This is a genomic window from Sphingopyxis terrae subsp. terrae NBRC 15098 (assembly GCF_001598815.1).
GTDB lineage: Bacteria > Pseudomonadota > Alphaproteobacteria > Sphingomonadales > Sphingomonadaceae > Sphingopyxis > Sphingopyxis terrae.
Genome location: NZ_BCZQ01000012.1, coordinates 174,384 through 192,804, shown reverse-complemented (window position 1 = coordinate 192,804; position 18,421 = coordinate 174,384). Strand labels below are relative to the sequence as shown.

16 protein-coding genes are annotated in these 18,421 nt (G+C 67.3%); 10 read left to right on the top strand and 6 right to left on the bottom strand.

All coding sequences use genetic code 11. The annotated features are described in order from the left end of the window. Positions 1–2 precede the first annotated feature (2 nt). On the bottom strand, positions 3–341 hold the full coding sequence (locus tag STE01S_RS08305; RefSeq protein WP_062766810.1) for a rhodanese-like domain-containing protein: 339 nt from the start codon (positions 339–341) through the stop codon (positions 3–5). A 229-nt stretch (positions 342–570) separates the two neighbouring features. On the opposite strand from STE01S_RS08305, the gene STE01S_RS08300 reads away from it, so the two are divergent. From STE01S_RS08300 to STE01S_RS08270, 7 genes are all read left to right on the top strand, one after another. Then, positions 571–1,848 (top strand): NAD(P)/FAD-dependent oxidoreductase, encoded by a 1,278-nt coding sequence (locus tag STE01S_RS08300; protein ID WP_062766807.1) that lies wholly within the window; start codon positions 571–573, stop codon positions 1,846–1,848. A gap of 14 nt (positions 1,849–1,862) precedes the next feature. Continuing rightward, positions 1,863–2,066 carry a YgaP family membrane protein gene (locus STE01S_RS08295; RefSeq protein WP_058811342.1) on the top strand — a complete coding sequence of 68 codons (204 nt, stop codon included), beginning with the start codon at positions 1,863–1,865 and terminating at the stop codon, positions 2,064–2,066. Then, complete coding sequence (locus STE01S_RS08290; RefSeq protein WP_062766804.1) at positions 2,063–3,328, top strand: TolC family protein; 1,266 nt, start codon at positions 2,063–2,065, stop codon at positions 3,326–3,328. The genes STE01S_RS08295 and STE01S_RS08290 overlap by 4 nt, the downstream gene beginning before the upstream one ends. Positions 3,329–3,406: 78 nt before the next feature. Further along, positions 3,407–4,330 carry an MBL fold metallo-hydrolase gene (locus STE01S_RS08285; RefSeq protein WP_062766801.1) on the top strand — a complete coding sequence of 308 codons (924 nt, stop codon included), beginning with the start codon at positions 3,407–3,409 and terminating at the stop codon, positions 4,328–4,330. Positions 4,331–4,355: 25 nt separating this feature from the next. Further along, positions 4,356–5,144 carry a sulfite exporter TauE/SafE family protein gene (locus STE01S_RS08280; RefSeq protein ID WP_062766942.1) on the top strand — a complete coding sequence of 263 codons (789 nt, stop codon included), beginning with the start codon at positions 4,356–4,358 and terminating at the stop codon, positions 5,142–5,144. Between the two features lie 78 nt (positions 5,145–5,222). Further along, positions 5,223–5,879, top strand: coding sequence for a peroxiredoxin (locus STE01S_RS08275; RefSeq protein ID WP_062766798.1), 657 nt, complete (start codon positions 5,223–5,225; stop codon positions 5,877–5,879). After that, complete coding sequence (locus tag STE01S_RS08270) at positions 5,876–6,229, top strand: ArsR/SmtB family transcription factor (RefSeq protein WP_058811338.1); 354 nt, start codon at positions 5,876–5,878, stop codon at positions 6,227–6,229. Before STE01S_RS08275 ends, STE01S_RS08270 begins: the two co-directional genes overlap by 4 nt. 10 nt (positions 6,230–6,239) lie before the next feature. On the opposite strand, the gene STE01S_RS08265 is transcribed toward STE01S_RS08270, so the two are convergent. Continuing rightward, on the bottom strand, positions 6,240–7,835 hold the full coding sequence (locus tag STE01S_RS08265; RefSeq protein ID WP_062766795.1) for an amino acid ABC transporter ATP-binding/permease protein: 1,596 nt from the start codon (positions 7,833–7,835) through the stop codon (positions 6,240–6,242). Beyond that, complete coding sequence (locus STE01S_RS08260; RefSeq protein WP_255265914.1) at positions 7,832–9,478, bottom strand: ATP-binding cassette domain-containing protein; 1,647 nt, start codon at positions 9,476–9,478, stop codon at positions 7,832–7,834. The genes STE01S_RS08265 and STE01S_RS08260 overlap by 4 nt, the downstream gene beginning before the upstream one ends. 91 nt (positions 9,479–9,569) lie before the next feature. On the opposite strand from STE01S_RS08260, the gene STE01S_RS08255 reads away from it, so the two are divergent. The 3 genes from STE01S_RS08255 to cydX are packed head-to-tail and all read left to right on the top strand — an operon-like array spanning position 9,570 to position 12,438. Next, positions 9,570–11,150 (top strand): cytochrome ubiquinol oxidase subunit I, encoded by a 1,581-nt coding sequence (locus STE01S_RS08255; RefSeq protein ID WP_062766936.1) that lies wholly within the window; start codon positions 9,570–9,572, stop codon positions 11,148–11,150. Positions 11,151–11,163: 13 nt separating this feature from the next. Beyond that, positions 11,164–12,312, top strand: a complete 1,149-nt coding sequence (cydB, locus tag STE01S_RS08250; protein WP_062766933.1) for a cytochrome d ubiquinol oxidase subunit II — start codon at positions 11,164–11,166, stop codon at positions 12,310–12,312. Between the two features lie 15 nt (positions 12,313–12,327). Continuing rightward, positions 12,328–12,438 (top strand): cytochrome bd-I oxidase subunit CydX, encoded by a 111-nt coding sequence (gene cydX / locus STE01S_RS19580; protein WP_003044383.1) that lies wholly within the window; start codon positions 12,328–12,330, stop codon positions 12,436–12,438. Positions 12,439–12,512: 74 nt separating this feature from the next. Here the strand turns inward: cydX and STE01S_RS08245 are convergent, their stop codons facing one another. Genes STE01S_RS08245 through STE01S_RS08235 form a run of 3 tightly spaced genes read right to left on the bottom strand, consistent with a single transcriptional unit; the run spans position 12,513 to position 18,309 of the window. Next, positions 12,513–13,925, bottom strand: coding sequence for an efflux transporter outer membrane subunit (locus STE01S_RS08245; RefSeq protein WP_062766793.1), 1,413 nt, complete (start codon positions 13,923–13,925; stop codon positions 12,513–12,515). Further along, the gene (locus tag STE01S_RS08240; protein ID WP_062766790.1) at positions 13,925–17,122 is read right to left on the bottom strand and encodes an efflux RND transporter permease subunit; all 3,198 of its coding nucleotides are present in this window, start codon (positions 17,120–17,122) and stop codon (positions 13,925–13,927) included. Before STE01S_RS08240 ends, STE01S_RS08245 begins: the two co-directional genes overlap by 1 nt. Next, positions 17,119–18,309: an efflux RND transporter periplasmic adaptor subunit gene (locus STE01S_RS08235; RefSeq protein ID WP_255265913.1), complete on the bottom strand. Its 1,191-nt coding sequence runs from the start codon at positions 18,307–18,309 to the stop codon at positions 17,119–17,121. The genes STE01S_RS08240 and STE01S_RS08235 overlap by 4 nt, the downstream gene beginning before the upstream one ends. Positions 18,310–18,421: the final 112 nt, after the last annotated feature.

Below are 18,421 nucleotides of genomic sequence, written 5' to 3'. Positions count from 1 at the left end.
CGTCAATTCCCCGTCACGACCGGCAGGCCGACGGCGCGCCAGGCCCCCATCCCGCCCGCAAGATGGGTGTCGATGTCGGGCCGCCCCGCCGCCGCCTTGTCGAGCGCCATCGCCGAACGGCGACCCGCGGCGCAGGTCAGGATGACCGGCTTGCCGCCCGCCGGAAGCGCGCTTGCCTGAAAGCGCGACAGCGGCATCGACAGCGCGCCTGCGACATGCCCGCTCGCAAACTCATCGGCCTCGCGGACATCGACCAGAATCGCCTCGCCTGCCGCCAACATCTCGGCAAGCGCATGCGGCGTGATTTCCTTGTGCGCCGGACGGCGGAACAGGTTCAGCATGGTCAAAATCTCCTTGCGCGGACCCGACCGGTGGCGGGTTGATTAATTCAGCTATTGCTAATATTATTTAAATCTAATATGAAGGTCAACAGATATTGCACTCGATCCTTCTGGGTCGCCCCAAATCGAGTGCGGCCGCGATGCGGAGGCACACCGTCCGCCCCGCATCGCGGCCACCCCCAGGGAAAGCCGGCGGCGCCCCACGCGCGCCGGAGCAAGGAGAGAGAAGATGTCGTTACCGCGGATCGTCGTTCTGGGTGCCGGACTCGGCGGCACTATCGCAGCTTACGAGATACGGGAGGCTTCCAAGGGCAAGGCCGAGGTGATGGTGATTTCCGATCAGGAAAATTACTGGTTCGTCCCCTCTAACCCCTGGGTCGCGGTCCGCTGGCGCGAACCCGAAGCGATCTGCGTTCACCTGCCCCCCGTCATGAAGCGCAAGGGGATCGATTTCACCGCGGTCGGCGCAAAGCGTGTTCACCCCAAGGAAAATCAGGTCGAGCTGAACGACGGCGCCTTCGTCGATTATGATTATCTGGTCATCGCGACCGGGCCGAAACTCGCCTTCGACGAGATCGAGGGCTTCGGGCCGGAGGCGAACACCGTATCGGTATGCGCGACCGATCATGCCGCCGCCGCGGCCGATGCCTTCGACCGCTTCTGCGAAAACCCGGGGCCGATCGTCGTCGGCGCCGCACAGGGCGCCTCCTGTTATGGGCCGGCCTATGAATTCGCGCTGATCCTCGACACCGAACTCAAGCGCCGCAAGCTGCGCGACCGGGTGCCGATGACCTTCGTCACCGCCGAACCCTATATCGGCCATCTCGGCCTCGATGGCGTCGGGGATACCAAGAGCCTGCTCGAAAGCGAGCTGCGCAACCGTCACATCAAATGGATCACCAATGCGCGCGTCAGCAGCTTCGAGGCCGGCATGGCGCATGTCGAGGAAGTCGCCGAGGACGGCAGCGTCAAGGCCAAGCACGACCTGCCCTTCGGCTATTCGATGCTGCTGCCCGCCTTTCGCGGCGTCGATGCCGTCTTCGGCATCGAAGGACTGACCAATCCGCGCGGCTTCATCATCGCCGACAAGCATCAGCGCAATCCGACCTTCGCCAACATCTATTCGCTCGGCGTCTGCGTTGCCATCCCGCCGGTCGGCCCGACCCCCGTCCCGGTGGGCGTGCCCAAGACGGGCTTCATGATCGAATCGATGGTCACCGCGATCGCGCAGAATCTGAAGCTGGAGCTCGCCGGTCAGCCGCCGAAGCATGAGGCGACGTGGAACGCCGTCTGTCTGGCCGACTTCGGCGACGGCGGCGTCGCCTTCGTCGCGCAGCCGCAGATCCCGCCGCGCAACCTCAACTGGTCGTCGTCGGGCAAATGGGTCCATCTCGCCAAGATCGGCTTCGAAAAATATTTCCTGCGCAAGGTCCGCAAGGGCGAGAGCGAGCCCTTCTACGAAAAGCTCGCGATGCATGCGCTGGGGATCAAGAAACTCCGCTTCTGACGAAAGGAAGACCCATGAACCTCGATCGTGCCGTTTTGCGCTTCGCGGGCCTCGTCGTGCTGACGAGCGTGCTGCTCGCCTGGTTCGTCCATCCCTGGTGGATCGGACTCGCCGCCTTTGCCGGGCTCAACATGATCCAGGCAAGCTTCACCGGCTTCTGTCCCGCGGCGGCCATTTTCAAGCGTCTCGGCGTGCGGCAGGGAGCCGCCTTTAAGTGACACGCGCCGCGACCCTGCTGACGGCGGCATGCCTTGCCGCGCTCGCGCTGCCGCAACCCGCGGCGGCGCAGGATCTGGCGACCGCCATCGCCGACGCGCGCGCGCACTCGCCCGTGCTCGAAGCGGCGGCCGCCGATGCCGACGCCGCCGCCGCGCGGCTCGCGCAGGCGCGCGCCGCCGCCGGTCCCACCGCCAGTGTCGAGGGCAGCGTCGGCACCGGCCGGCTCGACCCCGGCGGCTATTTCGGCCTGACCGCGCAAAGCGTAACTCCCAGCGCCGTGCAACTGGTCGGCGAATATCCGCTCTACGCCGGTGGACGGATCAGCGCCGCGATCGATCAGGCCGCAGCGGGCAGCCGCGCCGCGACGCTTGGCAAGGATATGGCGCGCCAGAATCTGACCCTTGCAACCGTCGGCGCCTATGCCGAAGTGCTCACCGCGCGCGATCTTGTCGCGAGCTATGGCAAGCTCGTCGATGCGCTGGGCGAGATCGTTCGTCATACCGGCCTGCGCTACGACGTCGGCGATGCGACGAGCAGCGAGGTCGCGCAGGCGAAGGCGCGCCGCGCCGAGGGGCAGGCCGGTCTGGTTCAGGCGCAGGGCCGCCTCACCGCCGCGCTCGCCCGCCTCGAGCGGCTGACCGGCAAGCCCGTCGGCGATCTCGCCCCCCTGCCCCCGCGCCCCGACGTTCCCGCGACGCTCGGCGAAGCCGTCGAGGCCGCCGTCGCCGCGAATGTCCTGCTCGCGCAGGCCGATGCCGGGGTCGACGGCGCTGCCGCGGGGGTACGCGCCGCCAAGGCGACCAACCGCCCGCAGCTCGGCGTCTTTGCCGAGGGCGCGCGGATCCGCGACCAGTTTTTCCCCGACTATCGCGCCGACAGTGTCACCGTCGGGCTGCGCGGGCTCTGGACCTTCTTCGACAGCGGCGCGGGCAGCGCACGCGTCCGCGAGGCGCAATCGAAACTCTCGGCCAGCGAAGCGCGGCTGCGTCAGGCGCGCGACGACGTCACCCAGGCGGTGATCGAGGCGTGGAGCGGGCTCGACAGCGCCGAACGCGCGCTCGATGCCGCGCGCGATGGCGACGCCGCGGCGCGCGAGGCGCTACGCGGCACCCGCCTCGAAGTGCGTTCGGGCGCCCGCCCCCCGCTCGCCGAGCTCAATGCCGAACGCGAAGCGATCGCCGCGACCGCACGGCTCGCCGAAGCGCAGGCATCGGTGCAGACCGCGGCGTGGCGCCTCCGCCTGCTCTGCGGTATCGAATAGGCCTCCTCCTCCACTGGACAAACGGCGCCGCCTCACTATATTAGTTTTATCTAATATTTTGAACGAAGGAATGATCGCATGGACGACCTTCACCGTGATTCCGCCGCCGCGCTGATCGCCAAGGCGCGCGCAACCGGCCATATCCCCGTCGTCAAAAGCTTCTTCGACGAACCGACCTTCACCGCGACGCACGTCGTCCACGACCCGGCGACGCGCAAGGCGGCAATCATCGATTCGGTGCTCGATTTCGACCAGCCTTCGGGCCGCACCGGCCACGCCTCGGCCGACGCGATCGTCGATTATGTCCGCCGCGAAGGGCTGACCGTCGAATGGCAGATCGAAACCCACGCCCACGCCGACCACCTCTCCGCCGCGCCCTATCTCCAGGAAAAGCTGGGCGGCCAGATCGTCATCGGCCGCCATATCGAAACGGTGCAGACGGTGTTCGGCGCCATCTTCAACGAGGATGAGCGCTTCGCGCGCGACGGCTCGCAGTTCGACCGGCTGATGGCCGATGGCGAGCGCTTCATGCTCGGCGAGATTGAGGGGATGGTGCTCCACACCCCAGGCCACACGCCGGCGTGCATGGTGTGGATCATCGGCGATGCGCTGTTCACCGGCGATACCTTGTTCATGCCCGACTATGGCACCGCGCGCGCCGACTTTCCCGGCGGCGATGCGCGCACCCTCTATCGCTCGATCCAGCGCTTGCTGTCGCTTCCCGGCGAAACGCGGCTGTTCCTCTGCCACGACTACAAGGCGCCGGGTCGCGACAGTTTTGCCTGGGAAACGACGATCGCGGCCGAACGCACCGCGAATGTCCATGTCCACGAAGGCGTGGACGAAGATCAGTTCGTCGCGATGCGCGAGGCGCGCGACAAGACGTTGTCGATGCCGCGGCTGATCCTCCCGTCGATCCAGGTCAATATGCGCGCGGGTCATTTCCCCGAACCCGAAGCGAACGGCACCCGCTATCTGAAGCTGCCGCTCGACACACTCTAGGATCGCGCACGCAATGACCGACCCCATGACGCTCAGCCTTGCGCAGATGATCCTCGGCGCCCTCTCCGGGGTGCTTGTCGGCTTCACGCTCGGGCTGGTCGGCGGCGGCGGGTCGATCCTGGCGGTGCCTCTGATGGTCTATCTCGTCGGAGTGCCGCAGCCGCATGTCGCGATCGGGACCGCAGCACTCGCCGTCGCCGCCAATGCGGCGGTCGGGCTGACCAACCATGCGCGCGCCGGCAATGTGCGCTGGCCGTGCGGGCTGACCTTCGCCGGCGCCGGGATCGTCGGCGCCCTCGCCGGATCGACCTTCGGCAAGAGTTTCGACGGCGCCAAGCTGCTCTTTCTCTTCGCGCTGCTGATGGTCGTCATCGCGGTCATCATGCTGCGCAAGCGCGGCCAGGTCGGCGATCCCGCGGTCCGGATCAGCCGCGAAAATGCCCCGCGCCTGCTCGGCTACGGCCTCGGCAGCGGAGCGTTCAGCGGCTTTTTCGGCATCGGCGGCGGCTTTCTTATCGTCCCCGGCATCGTCGCCGCGACGGGAATGCCGATGATCAACGCGGTCGGCACCTCGCTGGTCGCGGTAACCGCCTTCGGGCTCACCACCGCCGCCAACTATGCCTGGTCGGGCCTCGTCGACTGGCAGCTCGCCGGGCTGTTCATCGCGGGCGGCGCGCTGGGAAGCTGGCTCGGGCTCAAGGGTGCACAGCGCCTGTCGGCCAGAACCGGGCGGCTCAACACGCTGTTCGCGCTGCTCGTTCTCGTCGTGGCCGCCTATATGCTCTACCACAGCGCGGGGGCCATGCTCGGCTGAGCGCATATCACATTTACACGATATTATGAATTATATATGATCGCTGTCGAGCGAGAGGAAGCTCCCAGAGGAATCCTGATGCCCGACAACAGCGACAACCGGCCCGCTGCGCGCCCGATCCGCATCGGCGACACCGCGCCCGATTTCATCGCGCGCAGCACCGCCGGACCGGTGCGGCTCAGCGATTATCGCGGCCGATGGCTGCTCTTCTTTTCGCACCCTGGCGACTTTACGCCCGTCTGCACCAGCGAATTTCTGGCCATCGCGCGCGCCGCCGATCGCTTCGCCGCGCTTGATTGCGCGCTACTCGCCCATTCGGTCGACAGCCTTTTTTCGCACCTTGCATGGATCCGCGCGCTGCGTGACGACTTGGGCGTTGCCATCCCCTTCCCGATCGTCGAGGACCCCTCGCTCGAAATCGCGCACGCTTTCGGCATGGTCGACGCCCAGTCCTTCAGCGCCGCGACGGTGCGCGCGGCCTTTTTCATCGATCCCGACGGCGTCGTCCGTGCGCTGACCATCTATCCGCTGACCGTCGGCCGCTCGATCGACGAGATGGTGCGCACCGTCGCGGCGCTCCAGCGCACGAGCGACGGGTCGGCGATGACGCCCGCGGGTTGGCAGCCCGGCGACGACCTTCTCGTCCCGCCCGAACTCGCCACCGAAGGCGTGCTCGCGGCCGACAATCCGACCGGCTGGTTCTACACGCTCGCGAAGGATGCCAGGGCGCAATGACCGGTGAGGCGCTCATCGACGACGATCTGGTCGAACTGCTGCGCGTCCTGGCGCATCCGGTGCGGCTCAAGCTGATCTTCGCCGTGCGCGATCAGGAGCTTGCTGTGGGGCAGATCGAAAGTGCGACCGGCATCGGCCAGCCGCTGCTCAGCCAGCAACTCGGCGTGCTGCGCAACGCGCGGATCGTCGAAACGCGGCGCGAGGCGAAGCAGATTTTCTACCGCCTGAAACCCGAAGCGCTCGCGCCCGTCCGCGCGCTCGCCGACCAGTTCGGCGCCAGTCCCGCCGCGACGACGAGCACCCGCGACGCCTCCGCCAGCGCCGCCCATTTCGCGAGAATCTTGCGCTAGGATCCTGGCGCTAGCCGGGATCGCCGTCGATCTCGATCTGCCGCGTGGCAAGCGCCCGCATTGCGGGGCGGTGGCTGACGAGGATCAACCCGCTTCCCGTCTCCGCAAGCCAGTCGCCTAGTCGCACGATCAGCCGCGCTTCGGTCGCCCCGTCGAGCCCTTCGCTCGGTTCGTCGAGCAGCAGGAACGGTCGCTGCGCCAGCAGCGCTCGCGCCAGCGACAGCCGCTTGCGCTGTCCGCCCGACAGCCGCGCGCCGTCGTCGCCCAGCCAGCAGTCGAGCCCACCGGGCAATTGCGCAACGACATCGTCAAGGCAGGCAACGGTCAGCGCCGCCTGCATCTCGTCGCGCGTGATGCCCGGCCGTGCGAGCGAAAGATTGTCGGCCACACTGCCCGCAATCATCGCCGCGTCCTGCGCCGCGAGCGCGAACAGCGACCGCCGCGCCGCGAGCGGCAAGCCTGCCGCATGCAATCCGCCGATCCGCACATCTTCGGGCGCATCGTCGCGCAGCCCCGTCAGCGTTTCGAGCAGCCGCGTCTTGCCGCTCCCCGACCGCCCGGCGAGCAGAACGCGGTCGCCCGGAACAATGCGGTGCAGGGCGCCCGCAACCGTCAGTTCGACGATCGGCTGCGCCGGCGCACCATCGCTCGCCGGGGCGGCGGCGTCCGGAAACATCGCATCGAGCCGTGCGCGCGCACCGCGGCTCTTCCAGCGTTGAATGTCGAGCCGGGCGAGGCCGCCGACGATCTCCATCGCGGCGGTCGCAGCAAGCGCTGCGAGCGCGACAACCGGGGCGCTAGCGGGCGACAGCGCGACGATCGCGGCCACCGCCGCACCGGTCAGCCCCCCATGCACGATCGACACCAGCGTGTCGGCGCCGGCCATCGCCGCGCGGGCGCGGTGGAGCGGCGCTTCGGCCGCCGCGATTGCCGCGCACACGTCGGCGGCAAGCCCATAGACCGCAATATCGTCGCCCCCGGCCGCCAGTTCGACATAGCATCGCTTGAGCGCACCGAGCGCTGCGCTTTCGGCGTCGAGCGCGGGCGCGATCCGGTCGCGCCCGATCCGGCGCGCGACTGCAAAACTTGCCCCCGCTGCGCCCAGCAAGGCCGCTGCAGCAGCCCAGCCCGCGAGTGCCATCAACAGCATCGTCCCCGCGAGCGTTGCGATACCCGACGGCACCAGCGTGGTGCGTAGCAGCGCCTCCTCCAGCGTTTCGACGTCGCCGCCAAGCCGCGCCGCGACATCGCCGCGATTGTGGAGCAGGGCCGTCGCCGGCGGCGCCGCGATCAACCGCGCAAACAGCACGGCGCGCACCTCGGCAAGGGCAAACAGCATCGCCTGATGGCTGAACAGCCGCTCGCCATAGCGCGACAGCGTGCGCAAGATCGCCAGCCCGCGGATGGCGGCGCTGGGCACCAGATAATTGAACGCCTTGACCGCCGCCGCGCCGGTCAGGCCGGCAATCGCCGCACCGGTCAGGAACCAGCCCGACACCGCGAGCAGGCCGATCGCCGACAGCGCAGCGACTGCAGCTGCCGCCATGCCGAGCAACACCGCGCGGCGCTGGCCCGCGCGCGCGGATCGGAGCAGCGCCTCGATCATCCGATTTCGACCACGCTGTCCGCCAAGGCGATCAGCGCCGGATCATGCGTTGCGGCAATGACCGTCCGGGTCATCGCAGCGGCGCGCAGCACCGCGACGACGCGCGCAGCGCTCGCGGCGTCGAGGTCGGCGGTCGGCTCGTCGAGCAGCAGCAGCGGGCGCGCCGACAGCAGCGCGCGCGCCAGACCGATCCGCCGCCGCTCGCCACCCGACAGGCCGCTGCCGCGGTCGTCGACAACCCAGTCGATCCCACCGCCGCGTGCGGCGATCAGCGATGCAAGGCCAAGCGCGCCGAGCTCGGCGATGATCGCGGCGTCGCCCACATTCGCCCCTCCAACGAGCAGGTTGGTGCGCAGGCTGCCGGGCAACAGCAGGGGCCGCTGCCCTGCCCAGCCACACAGCGGAGCAAGCGCGCGCGGGTCGATCGCGGCATCGTCGGCGTAAAGGCGGCCCGACTCCACAGGCACCTGCCCGATCAACGCGCGGAGGAGGCTGGTCTTGCCCGATCCGCTCGGCCCGACGATCAGGTGAAGGCCGGGGCCGGTCCAGCGCGCGCTGATCGGTCCGATCGCCGCGCCTTCGGGGTGCCGAACAACCCACGCATCGACGACAAGAGCCGCCGGTGCGCCGAGTAACGGCGGTGCGACTGCGTGATCGGCGATCGGCGCCTCCGCGGCGGCAAGCGCCGCCAGCGCCGCTTCGCCTTGCTGCTTGTCGTGATAGGCCGCGGCCAAACGGCGCATGCCGAGATAAAATTCGGGCGCGAGCGCAAGAACGTAAAAGGCTTCGGCGAAGTCGAGGCTTTCGGGCGCGCGAAAGGGCAGCAGGCCGAGCAGCGAAAAGCCGCAATAAACCGCGACGAGCGCGACCGCGAGCGCGCTGAAAAATTCGAGGATCGCGCTGGATGCAAAGGCGATGCGCAGCACGCCCAGGGTCCGCTCCGCCAGATCGCGCGCCGCCCCGCCGATCTGCCGCGTGACGCGATCCTCGGCGCCATAGGAAAGGATCAGCGGCAGCGCGCGAACCCGGTCGACGAACAAGCCGCCGAGCCGCGACAGCGCCCCCAGCTGCGCCTCGCTCGCCCGCGCCGCGGCGCTGCCGGCGAGCGCCATGCCGATCGCGAAGGGTAACAGCGTGCCGAACAGGATCGCCGCGGCGACGCCGCTCGCAGGCAGCGCCGCCAGCGCGATCAGCAACGGGGAAAGCATCGCGGCACGGCGCAGCGGCAGGAAACGCGCAACATAGGGCTCGATGCGGTCGATCGCGGTCACCGCCAGTTCGGCATCTTCACCGATCAGGCGTCCGCGCCCCGCCGCGCTCACCATCAGCGCGGGCGCGACGCGCGCGCGCAGCTCGGCGGCAAAGCGCGCGGCGTGGCGTAGGCCGATCGCAAAGGCGCCGCCCTGCAAAGCGCCGCGTGCCAGCGCCGCACCAACCAGCAGCAGCATCCACGCCCAGCCCCCAATGCCGAAGCCCGCGTCGCCCCCTCCGCCGCCGCGAAGGTCGCGCGCGACGTGGAGCGCCAGCAATTGCGCGAGCGCGAGCGCGAAGAGCACCGCGGCCACGGCATCGCCAAGCCAAGCGGCCAGGGCACCGCGGCTGGCGGCGGGAGTTGCAGATGTGGCGTTATCTCTACTTGACATTTTTCTAATATTCACACATTCCCATATTCATTAAATGACGATGCCGCAAGCGGTGCGGCACCCCGCCGAGTCGCTGTTCAGGAGTGGCGCCATGGACCTGGCCGTAGTCGAATTATCCCGCCTGCAATTCGCCCTTACGGCGATGTACCATTTCCTCTTCGTTCCGCTGACGCTGGGGCTTTCCTTCATGCTGGTGATCATGGAGAGCATCTATGTCATCACCGAAAGGGAAATCTGGCGTACCATCACGCGTTTCTGGGCCCGCCTGTTCGGGATCAACTTCGTCCTCGGGGTCGCGACCGGCCTGACGATGGAGTTCGAATTCGGGATGAACTGGTCCTATTATTCGCACTATGTCGGCGACATCTTCGGCGCGCCGCTCGCGATCGAAGGGCTCATGGCCTTTTTCCTCGAGGCGACCTTCGTCGGGCTGATGTTCTTCGGCTGGGACAAATTGTCCAAGCAACTCCATCTGCTCGTCACCTTCCTCGTCGCGCTGGGGTCCAACCTGTCGGCGCTCTGGATCCTGATCGCCAATGGCTGGATGCAGAATCCGGTCGGGTCGCGCTTCAATCCCGACACGATGCGCATGGAAGTCGTCGACTTTTATTCGGTGCTGTTCAACCCCGTCGCGCAGGCGAAGTTCGTCCACACGGTCAGCGCCGGCTATGTCACCGCCTCGGTCTTCGTTCTCGGCATTTCGGCCTGGTATCTGCTCCGCGGCCGCTACACCGCGCTCGCGAAGCGCTCGCTGACCGTTGCCGCGGCCTTCGGCCTCGCCTCCTCGCTGTCGGTGGTCGTCCTCGGCGACGAATCGGGCTATGCGCTCACCGATCATCAGAAGATGAAACTCGCCGCGATCGAGGCCATGTGGCACACCGAGAAGGCGCCCGCCGGGCTCACCCTCTTCGGCCTGCCGTCGGTCAAGGACCGCGAGACGCGCTATGAAATCAAGATACCCTATGTCCTCGGCCTGATTTCGACACGCAGCCTGACCGGGCAGGTTCAGGGGATCAACGAACTGGTCCTCCACGCGCAGGAACGCATCGAAAGCGGCAAGCTCGCCTATGGCGCGCTCGAGGATCTGAAGGCCGATCGCACCAACGCAACCGCGCGCGCGACCTTCGAGGCGAACCGCAGCAACCTCGGCTATGCGATGCTGCTCAAGCGTTATGTCCCCGATCCGCGCAACGCGACCGCCGACCAGGTCATGCAGGCGGCGTGGGACACGGTGCCCAACGTCCCGGTCACCTTCTGGCTGTTCCGCCTCATGGCGGGGCTCGGCTTCTTCTTCATCGGCTTCTTCGCCCTCGCCTTCTACTATGCGACGGTGCGACGCTTCGATGTGAAGTGGTTCCTGCGCGCCGCGGTGATCATCATGCCGCTGCCGTGGCTGGCCGCCGAAATGGGCTGGGTGCTCGCCGAATATGGCCGCCAGCCATGGGCGATCGAGGGCGTGCTGCCGACCTTCCTCGGCGCGTCGAGCCTGACGGTGGCGCAGGTCTGGACGACCATCGCGGCGTTCACCCTGCTCTATAGCGCGCTCGCTTTCATCGAGGTGCGGCTGATGCTCGCGGCGATCCGCAAGGGCCCCGATTCCAAGCGCGGCCGCGACCTTGCCTCGGGCGTCGAACCCACCGACGCGGGCTATGCCCCGCTGCCGGCCGAATAAGGAGGATCAGACGATGGCGATTCCCTTCGACTATGAAACGCTCCGCCTGATCTGGTGGCTGCTTCTCGGCGTGCTGCTGATCGGCTTCACGCTCACCGACGGCTACGATCTCGGCGTCGCCACACTGCTGCCCTTCATCGCGCGGACCGACGAGGAACGGCGGCTGGCGATCAACAGCATCGCCCCGACGTGGGAGGGGCATCAGGTTTGGCTGATCCTCGGCGGCGGCGCGATCTTCGCCGCATGGCCCTTTGTCTATGCGATCAGCTTTTCGGGCTTCTACCTCGCGATATTCCTTGTCCTCGCGGCGCTGATCCTGCGCCCCGTTGCGTTCAAATATCGCTCGAAGCACGACGATTCTGCCTGGCGCAGCCGCTGGGATTGGGCGCTGTTCGTTGGCGGTTTCGTCCCCGCACTGGTGTTCGGGGTTGCGGTCGGCAACGTCCTTCTGGGCGCACCCTTCCGCCTCAATAGCGACCTGCGCGCCTTTTACGAAGGCTCGCTGCTCGGCCTCTTCTCGCCCTTCACCTTGCTCACCGGCCTGCTGTCGGTCGCCATGGTCGTGCTGCACGGCGCCGGCTGGCTCGCGCTCAAGGCCGAGGATGGCGTCGTGATGGACCGGGCGCGCCGCTGGGGCAAGATCGCCGCGCTGCTCGTCATCGCGCTGTTCGCGATCGGCGGGGTGATGGTCGCCACGATGAATATCGGCTACCGGCTGGAGGGCGAACTCGATCCCGCCGGCCCCTCGAACCCGCTGTGGGCCACGTCGGTCCCGGCGGCGGGCGCATGGCTCGACAATTATGGCCGCCACCCGTGGATGCTGCTCGCGCCCATCCTCGGCTTCCTTGGCCCTATCCTCGCCTATGCCGCGATCGCCGGGCGCAAGCAGAGCCTGCTCTTCATCGGCTCGGCGCTCGCGGTGGTCGGCATCATTTCAACGGTCGGCCTGTCGATGTTCCCTTTCATCCTGCCGAGCTCGATCGACCCGCATTCGAGCCTGATGGTCTGGAATGCCTCGTCGAGCCACCTCACCTTGTGGATCATGCTCGTCGTGACCCTGATCTTCCTGCCCATCGTCCTCGCCTACACGGCGTGGGTGCTCAAGATATTGTTCGGACGCGTCACGCTCGACGACGTTCGCACCAACCCCGATTTCTACTGACCGGAGAAACTCGCCATGTGGTATTTTACCTGGGTACTCGGCCTCGGCCTCGCGGTCGGCTTCGGCATATTGAACGGCTTGTGGCACGAATTCCACTCGCCCGCCGACGACGACGCGACGCTCTGACCGGCAAAGCAGCCATGAAAAAGGCCGGCGCAGCCCACGCTGCACCGGCCTTTTTCTTTCACGAGATCGGCGCCTTAGGCGGCGCCGTCCTGCCAGCCGCCGCCCAGCGCCAGGAACAGCGCGACCAGATAGGTCGCGCGCTGCTGTTCGGACTGGGCGATGCTCGCCTGGATCTGCGCCAGCGAGCGCTCGGCATCGAGTACGACCTGAAAATTCTCGCGCCCCGCCTGATAGCGAAGCCGCGCGATCCGCGCCGCCTCGCCCGCTTCGTCCGCTGCACGGCGTAGCGCGGCAAGCCGGTCGAGTTCGCCGGCATAGTTGGCGAGCGCGCTTTCGGTTTCCTGCAACGCGCCGAGCCAGGTGCCGTCGAAGGTCGCCAGCGCCGCGTCGGCGCCGGCCTCCGCCTGCTTCAGCCGCGAACGCGCGACCGCGATGTTCGGAAAGCTCCACGAAATCAGCGGCCCGATCGAAAAGCGGAAGCTGTCGGACTTGCCCAGCCCCGACACCGCGTCGGCGGTCGATCCCACAGACCCGCCGATGCTGATGCTGGGATAAAGGTCGGCGGTCGCAACATTGACGCGCGCCGCGGCGGCGGCGAGCTGGCGCTCGGCCCGGCGAATATCCGGGCGACGGGCGAGCAGCGCGGCGCCGTCACCGACCGGAATCGGACGGTCGAGTTCGGGCGGCGCCTGGCATTGCAACGCGGCCTGCGGCGCTTCGGCGGGCGGCTTGCCAGTCAGCAGCGCAAGGCGATAGAGCGCCCCGGCGCGCTGCGCCTTCAAGGTCGGCAGGGTCGCGCGCGTCTGTTCCAACAGCGCCCCTGCCTGCCCGGTGTCGAGCCGCGTCGCGCGCCCGCCTTCGAACAGCCGGCGCGTCAGGTCGAAGGTCTGTTCCTGAATGCTCAGCGTTTCCTCCGCCACCGCAAGCTGGCGGTTGTAGGCGCAGACGTCGGCATAGGCGCGCGTCGTTTCCGCCGCGACCGTGATGCGCGTCAGGTCGAAGGCCGCCTGCACCGCGTCGGCATCTGCGCGGCTCGCGCGGATCGCACTTTCGACGCGCCCGAACAGATCGACCTGATAACCGATGTCGAGCCCGACATCATAGCTTTCGCCCTCGACCGGGCCGATGCCGGTGACACTGCCCGGCTGGCGGGCGTAGGTGCCGCTGGCGCTTATTCCGGTGGTCGGCAGGCGCCCCGCTCGCGATTCCTTCAACACCGCGCGCGCCTGTGCCAGATTGGCGGCGGCGACGCGCAGATCGGTATTGGCGGCGAGCGCCTCTTCGACGAGCGCGTCGAGCGTCGGGTCGCCGAACAGGCTCCACCAATGCCCCGCCGGCTGCTCGCCGGTGAAGGCGGGCGATTTGCCTGCCTCGAGGAAAGGCGTCTGTCCGGGAGCGGCGGGGGTCGGCGACACATAGGCCGGCCCGACGGCACAGCCCGACAGCGCAAGCGCGGCGGCACCGGCCAGCAGGACATTACGGCTCATTATGGATTCTCCAGCGGCGCATCGCCGCCCTTGTTGGTGCGACCGCGCGCGAACCATTGCTGGACGCGATAGCCCAGCTTGCGCGACACGACGTAGAAGATCGGCGTGAAGATCAGCCCGAATATGGTGACGCCGAGCATGCCGAACGTCACCGCCGTGCCGAGTGCCTGGCGCATTTCCTGCCCCGGCCCGCTTGCCACCGCGAGCGGGATGACGCCGAAGATGAACGCAAAGCTGGTCATCAGGATCGGACGCAGGCGCGATTGCGCGGCGTGAACCGCGGCGTCGAGCGGAGCCATCCCCTCCTCTTCCTCCGCCTGCTTGGCGAATTCGACGATCAGGATCGCATTCTTCGCCGCCAGCGCGATGAGCACGACCAGCCCGACTTGCGTCAGGATATTATTGTCCATCCCGCGCAGGTTCACGCCCAGCATCGCCGCCAATATGCACATCGGCACGATCAGGATCACCGCGAGCGGCAGCGGCAGCGATTCATATTGCGCCGCCAGCACCAGGAAGACGAAGACCACCGCGAGCAGGAAGATCAGCACCGCGCTGCTCCCCGCCTGCTTTTCCTGATAGGCAAGGCCCGTCCATTCATAGGAAAAGCCCTGCGGCATCGTCTTCGCGGCCAGTCCCTCCATCGCGGTCAGCGCCGCGCCCGACGAGACGCCCGGCGCCGCCTGCCCCTGCAGTTCGACCGCGGGGAACAGATTGTAGCGCACGACGCGGGTCGGGCCGCTGTCGTCGCGGAAGGTCGCGAGCGACGAGAGCGGAACCATCTCGCCCGACGAGGACCGCACCTGCAATCGGCCCACATCCTCGATCCGGCTGCGCGCGCTTGGTTCGGCCTGAGCCGTGACGCGGAAGGTGCGGCCAAGGAAGTTGAAGTCGTTGACATAGGTCGAGGCAAGATAGGTGCCGAGCGCGGCATAGACCTGGCTCGGGTCGACGCCCAATATCTGCGCCTTGTCACGATCGACATCGGCGAAGATGCGCGGGCTTCCGGTGTTGAACAGCGAAAAGACCTGCGTGACGTCGGGCACCTGCTGCGCCCCGCCCATCATCGCCTGCGTCACCTTTTCAAGGTCGCGATAGCTTTGCCCCTCGCGCGCCTGCAGCATCATGGTGAAGCCGTTGCCGTTACCGAGGCCCTGCACCGCGGGCGGCGCGATGACGAAGGCGTTTGCTTCGGGCAGCGCCATCGCAAGGGCGCCCGACAGCTTGCCCGACAATGCGCTGGCGCTCAGATCGCTGCCGCGCTCGCTCCAGTCCTTCAGACGGATGAACATCGTGCCCGCGTTCGATGCGGTCGAAAAGCTCGCGCCGTCGAGCCCCGAAAAGGTCGCGATGCTCTCGACGCCGTCGATCTGCGACACCGTCTTCTGCGCGCGCGCCAGCACCTCGCTCGTGCGATCGAGCGACGCGCCGGGCGGAAGCTGAACCACGCCGATCAGCACGCCCTGATCCTGATCGGGGATGAAGCCCGTCGGCGTATCTGCCAGGCGCCAGCCGGTCGCGGCGAGCAGTACCGCATAGATGCCGAGCATCAGCGCCGTCTTGCGGATCAGCGACGCGGTGGTGGTGCCATAGCGTTCCGACAGTCGGTCGAACCCGTCGTTGAACCTGTTCGCGGCGCGGCGGACCACGCGCATGACCCGGTTCTTCGGTTCGGCGTGATGCTCCTCGTGTGGCTTCAGCAGCAGCGCCGCCATCGCGGGCGACAGGGTAAGCGACGTCAGCAGCGAAAAGACCGTCGCTGCCGCGATCGTCACCGCGAATTGCTGATAGAAGATACCGGGGATGCCGGGGATGAAGGCGGTCGGCACGAACACCGCGACCAGGACGAGGCCGATCGCGATCAGCGCGCCCGACACTTCGCTCATCGTCCGGTGCGCAGCTTCGCGCGGGGTGAGGCCCTGACGAATATGCTTCTCGACCGCCTCGACGACCACGATCGCGTCATCGACGACGATCCCGACCGCGAGCACCAGCGCGAACAGCGACAGCGAGTTGATCGAAAAGCCGAGCGCCAGCTGCACCGCAAAGGTGCCGATGAGCGCCACCGGAATCGCGATGATCGGGATGATCGCCGCGCGCCAGGTCTGCAGGAACACAAGCACGACGATGACGACGAGGATGATCGCCTCGATCAGCGTTTCTTGCACCGCGCTTACGGACGCCTGCACATATTCGGTCGGGTTGAAGGGGATCTGATATTCCAGCCCCGGCGGGAAGTCCTTCGACGCCGCCTTGACCTCGTCGAGCACCAGCTTCGCGGCATCGAGCGCGTTGGCGCCCGGCTGCTGGATCACCGCCATGCCGACGCCTGGCTGACCGTTGAACACGCCGCGCACGCCATAATCCTGACTGCCCAGCTCGACCCGCGCGACGTCCTTCAGCCGCGTGATCGCGCCATTCTGCGTATCGGTCTTGATCACGACATTGGCGAATTGTTCGGGCGTCACGAGGCGTCCCGGCACTTCGACCGGAAGCTCGAACGCCGGATTGCCCTTGCCATAGGGCGGCGCGCCGACCGAGCCGCCGGCGACCTGGACATTCTGGCTCTGCAGCGCCGCGACAATCTCGGTCGCGGTCAGGTTTCGCGCGGCGGCCTTGTCGGGGTCGATCCACACGCGCATCGAGTAGTAGCCGCCGCCGAAAATCTGCACCCCGCCGACGCCCTTCAGGCGCAGCAGCCGGTCGCGCAGCGTCGAATTGGCATAGTTGCCGACATAATCGAGGTCGATCGCCGGATCGGTCGTCGTCAGCGCGACGATCATCAGGAAGCCGGTTTCCTGCTTGTTCACCTGCACGCCGATCTGGCGCACCTGTTCGGGCAGGCGCGGCTCGGCGAGCGCAACGCGGTTCTGAACGAGCACCTGCGCCGCATCGAGGTCGGTGCCCGGCTGGAATGTCACCGTTATCTGCGCCAGACCCTGCGTCGAGGACGACTGGATATAGAGCATATTCTCGACGCCGTTGACCTCCTGCTCGATGGTCGACGACACCGTTTCGGCGATCGTGTCGGGCGAGGCGCCGGGATAGGATGCGGTGATGCTGATCGTCGGCGGCGCGATCTCCGGATATTGGGCGAGCGGAAGCTGCGGATAGGCAAAGGCGCCGATCAGCGTGATGAAGATCGCGATGACCGCCGCGAAGATCGGGCGGTCGACGAAAAATCGGCTGAAATTCACTGTGCGCCGCCCTTGCCCGCTGCAGCGCCAGCTGCGGCAGGCTTCGCGGCCGCCTTGGCGGGCACGACCTTGCCATCGGCACCGATCCGGCCCGCCTCGACCTTCGCAGGCTTGCCCGGCATCGCACGCTGGATGCCGCCGACGACGACGCGATCCTTGGCGGTGATGCCCGAGCGGATCACGCGCAGCCCGTCGATGACGGGTCCAAGCTCGACCGGGCGCGCCTGCACCACATCCTTGTCGCCGATCACATAGACCAGACGTCGCGCCGCATCAGTAACGATGGCGGTGTCGGGGACCATGATGGCGGCGTGCGGCGCCGAAGCGGCAAGCTGAAGCTGGCCGAACATGCCCGGGCGCAGCTTGCCATCGGGGTTGGGCACGACGGCGCGGACGGTGATCGTCCCCGACCCGTTCGACAGCGCGTTGTCGACAAAGTCGATCCGTCCCGAAATCGCATAATCCTGCTGCCCTTGCAGGCGGATACGCACCGGCGCGCCGTCGAGCTTGTCGCCGCGGCGTTCATAGCCGAGCAGGCTCGCCTCGGACCCCTGGAAGCTGAAATGAATGGGGCTCGTCGACACGATCGTCGTCAACACCGTCTGATCGGCGGTGACCGCATTGCCGGGATCGACCAACCGCTGCGAAATACGCCCCGAAATCGGCGCGGTGACGCGCGTGAAACCGACGTTTAGCTGCGCCGATCGCACCGCGGCCTGCGCCGCCGCCACATCGGCCTCGCCCGCGCGCACGGCGGCGCGGCGCTGCTCGACCTCCTCGGTGCTCGCCGCTTGCGATGCGGCCAGCGTCGCCGAGCGCGCGAATTCGGTTTTCGCGTTCGCCAGGGTCGCGTTGGCGCGCGCCAACTGCGCGCGCGCCTGATCGAGCGCCGCCTGGTTCGGGCGCGCATCGATCGAGAAAAGAAGCTGCCCGGCCCGCACATATTGGCCGTCGGCGAAGTGTACGCGCTGCAAATATCCCGACGCGCGCGGCCGCACTTCGACACTGTCGATCGCCTCGAAGCGCCCGACAAAATCATCCCACTCCGTCACGTCGCGAACGAGCGGCTGGGACACGGTAACGGGAAGCGACGGCGGACCGCCCTGTCCTTGATCGCCGCCGCCCGAACAGGCAGCCAGCGCGAGCGAAAGGCACAGGACGGGCGCGAGGAGAAAGCGCTTTTGCATGATCTTGTCTTTTCTGTTGAAGCGTTCCGCCATCGCGCCACAGGGAGGGGGGAAGTTGCGCGATGACGGTCGCTGTCAACTAGTGGGCCGTTCATCGTAAGTCAACAGTTGT

Coding starts and splice junctions, on each gene's coding strand:
- STE01S_RS08305 (WP_062766810.1), bottom strand. CDS start 341: ATGCTGAACCTGTTCCGCCGTCCGGCGCACAAGGAAATCACGCCGCAT.
- STE01S_RS08300 (WP_062766807.1), top strand. CDS start 571: ATGTCGTTACCGCGGATCGTCGTTCTGGGTGCCGGACTCGGCGGCACT.
- STE01S_RS08295 (WP_058811342.1), top strand. CDS start 1,863: ATGAACCTCGATCGTGCCGTTTTGCGCTTCGCGGGCCTCGTCGTGCTG.
- STE01S_RS08285 (WP_062766801.1), top strand. CDS start 3,407: ATGGACGACCTTCACCGTGATTCCGCCGCCGCGCTGATCGCCAAGGCG.
- STE01S_RS08280 (WP_062766942.1), top strand. CDS start 4,356: ATGACGCTCAGCCTTGCGCAGATGATCCTCGGCGCCCTCTCCGGGGTG.
- STE01S_RS08275 (WP_062766798.1), top strand. CDS start 5,223: ATGCCCGACAACAGCGACAACCGGCCCGCTGCGCGCCCGATCCGCATC.
- STE01S_RS08270 (WP_058811338.1), top strand. CDS start 5,876: ATGACCGGTGAGGCGCTCATCGACGACGATCTGGTCGAACTGCTGCGC.
- STE01S_RS08265 (WP_062766795.1), bottom strand. CDS start 7,835: ATGATCGAGGCGCTGCTCCGATCCGCGCGCGCGGGCCAGCGCCGCGCG.
- STE01S_RS08260 (WP_255265914.1), bottom strand. CDS start 9,478: ATGTCAAGTAGAGATAACGCCACATCTGCAACTCCCGCCGCCAGCCGC.
- STE01S_RS08255 (WP_062766936.1), top strand. CDS start 9,570: ATGGACCTGGCCGTAGTCGAATTATCCCGCCTGCAATTCGCCCTTACG.
- cydB (WP_062766933.1), top strand. CDS start 11,164: ATGGCGATTCCCTTCGACTATGAAACGCTCCGCCTGATCTGGTGGCTG.
- cydX (WP_003044383.1), top strand. CDS start 12,328: ATGTGGTATTTTACCTGGGTACTCGGCCTCGGCCTCGCGGTCGGCTTC.
- STE01S_RS08245 (WP_062766793.1), bottom strand. CDS start 13,925: ATGAGCCGTAATGTCCTGCTGGCCGGTGCCGCCGCGCTTGCGCTGTCG.
- STE01S_RS08235 (WP_255265913.1), bottom strand. CDS start 18,309: ATGCAAAAGCGCTTTCTCCTCGCGCCCGTCCTGTGCCTTTCGCTCGCG.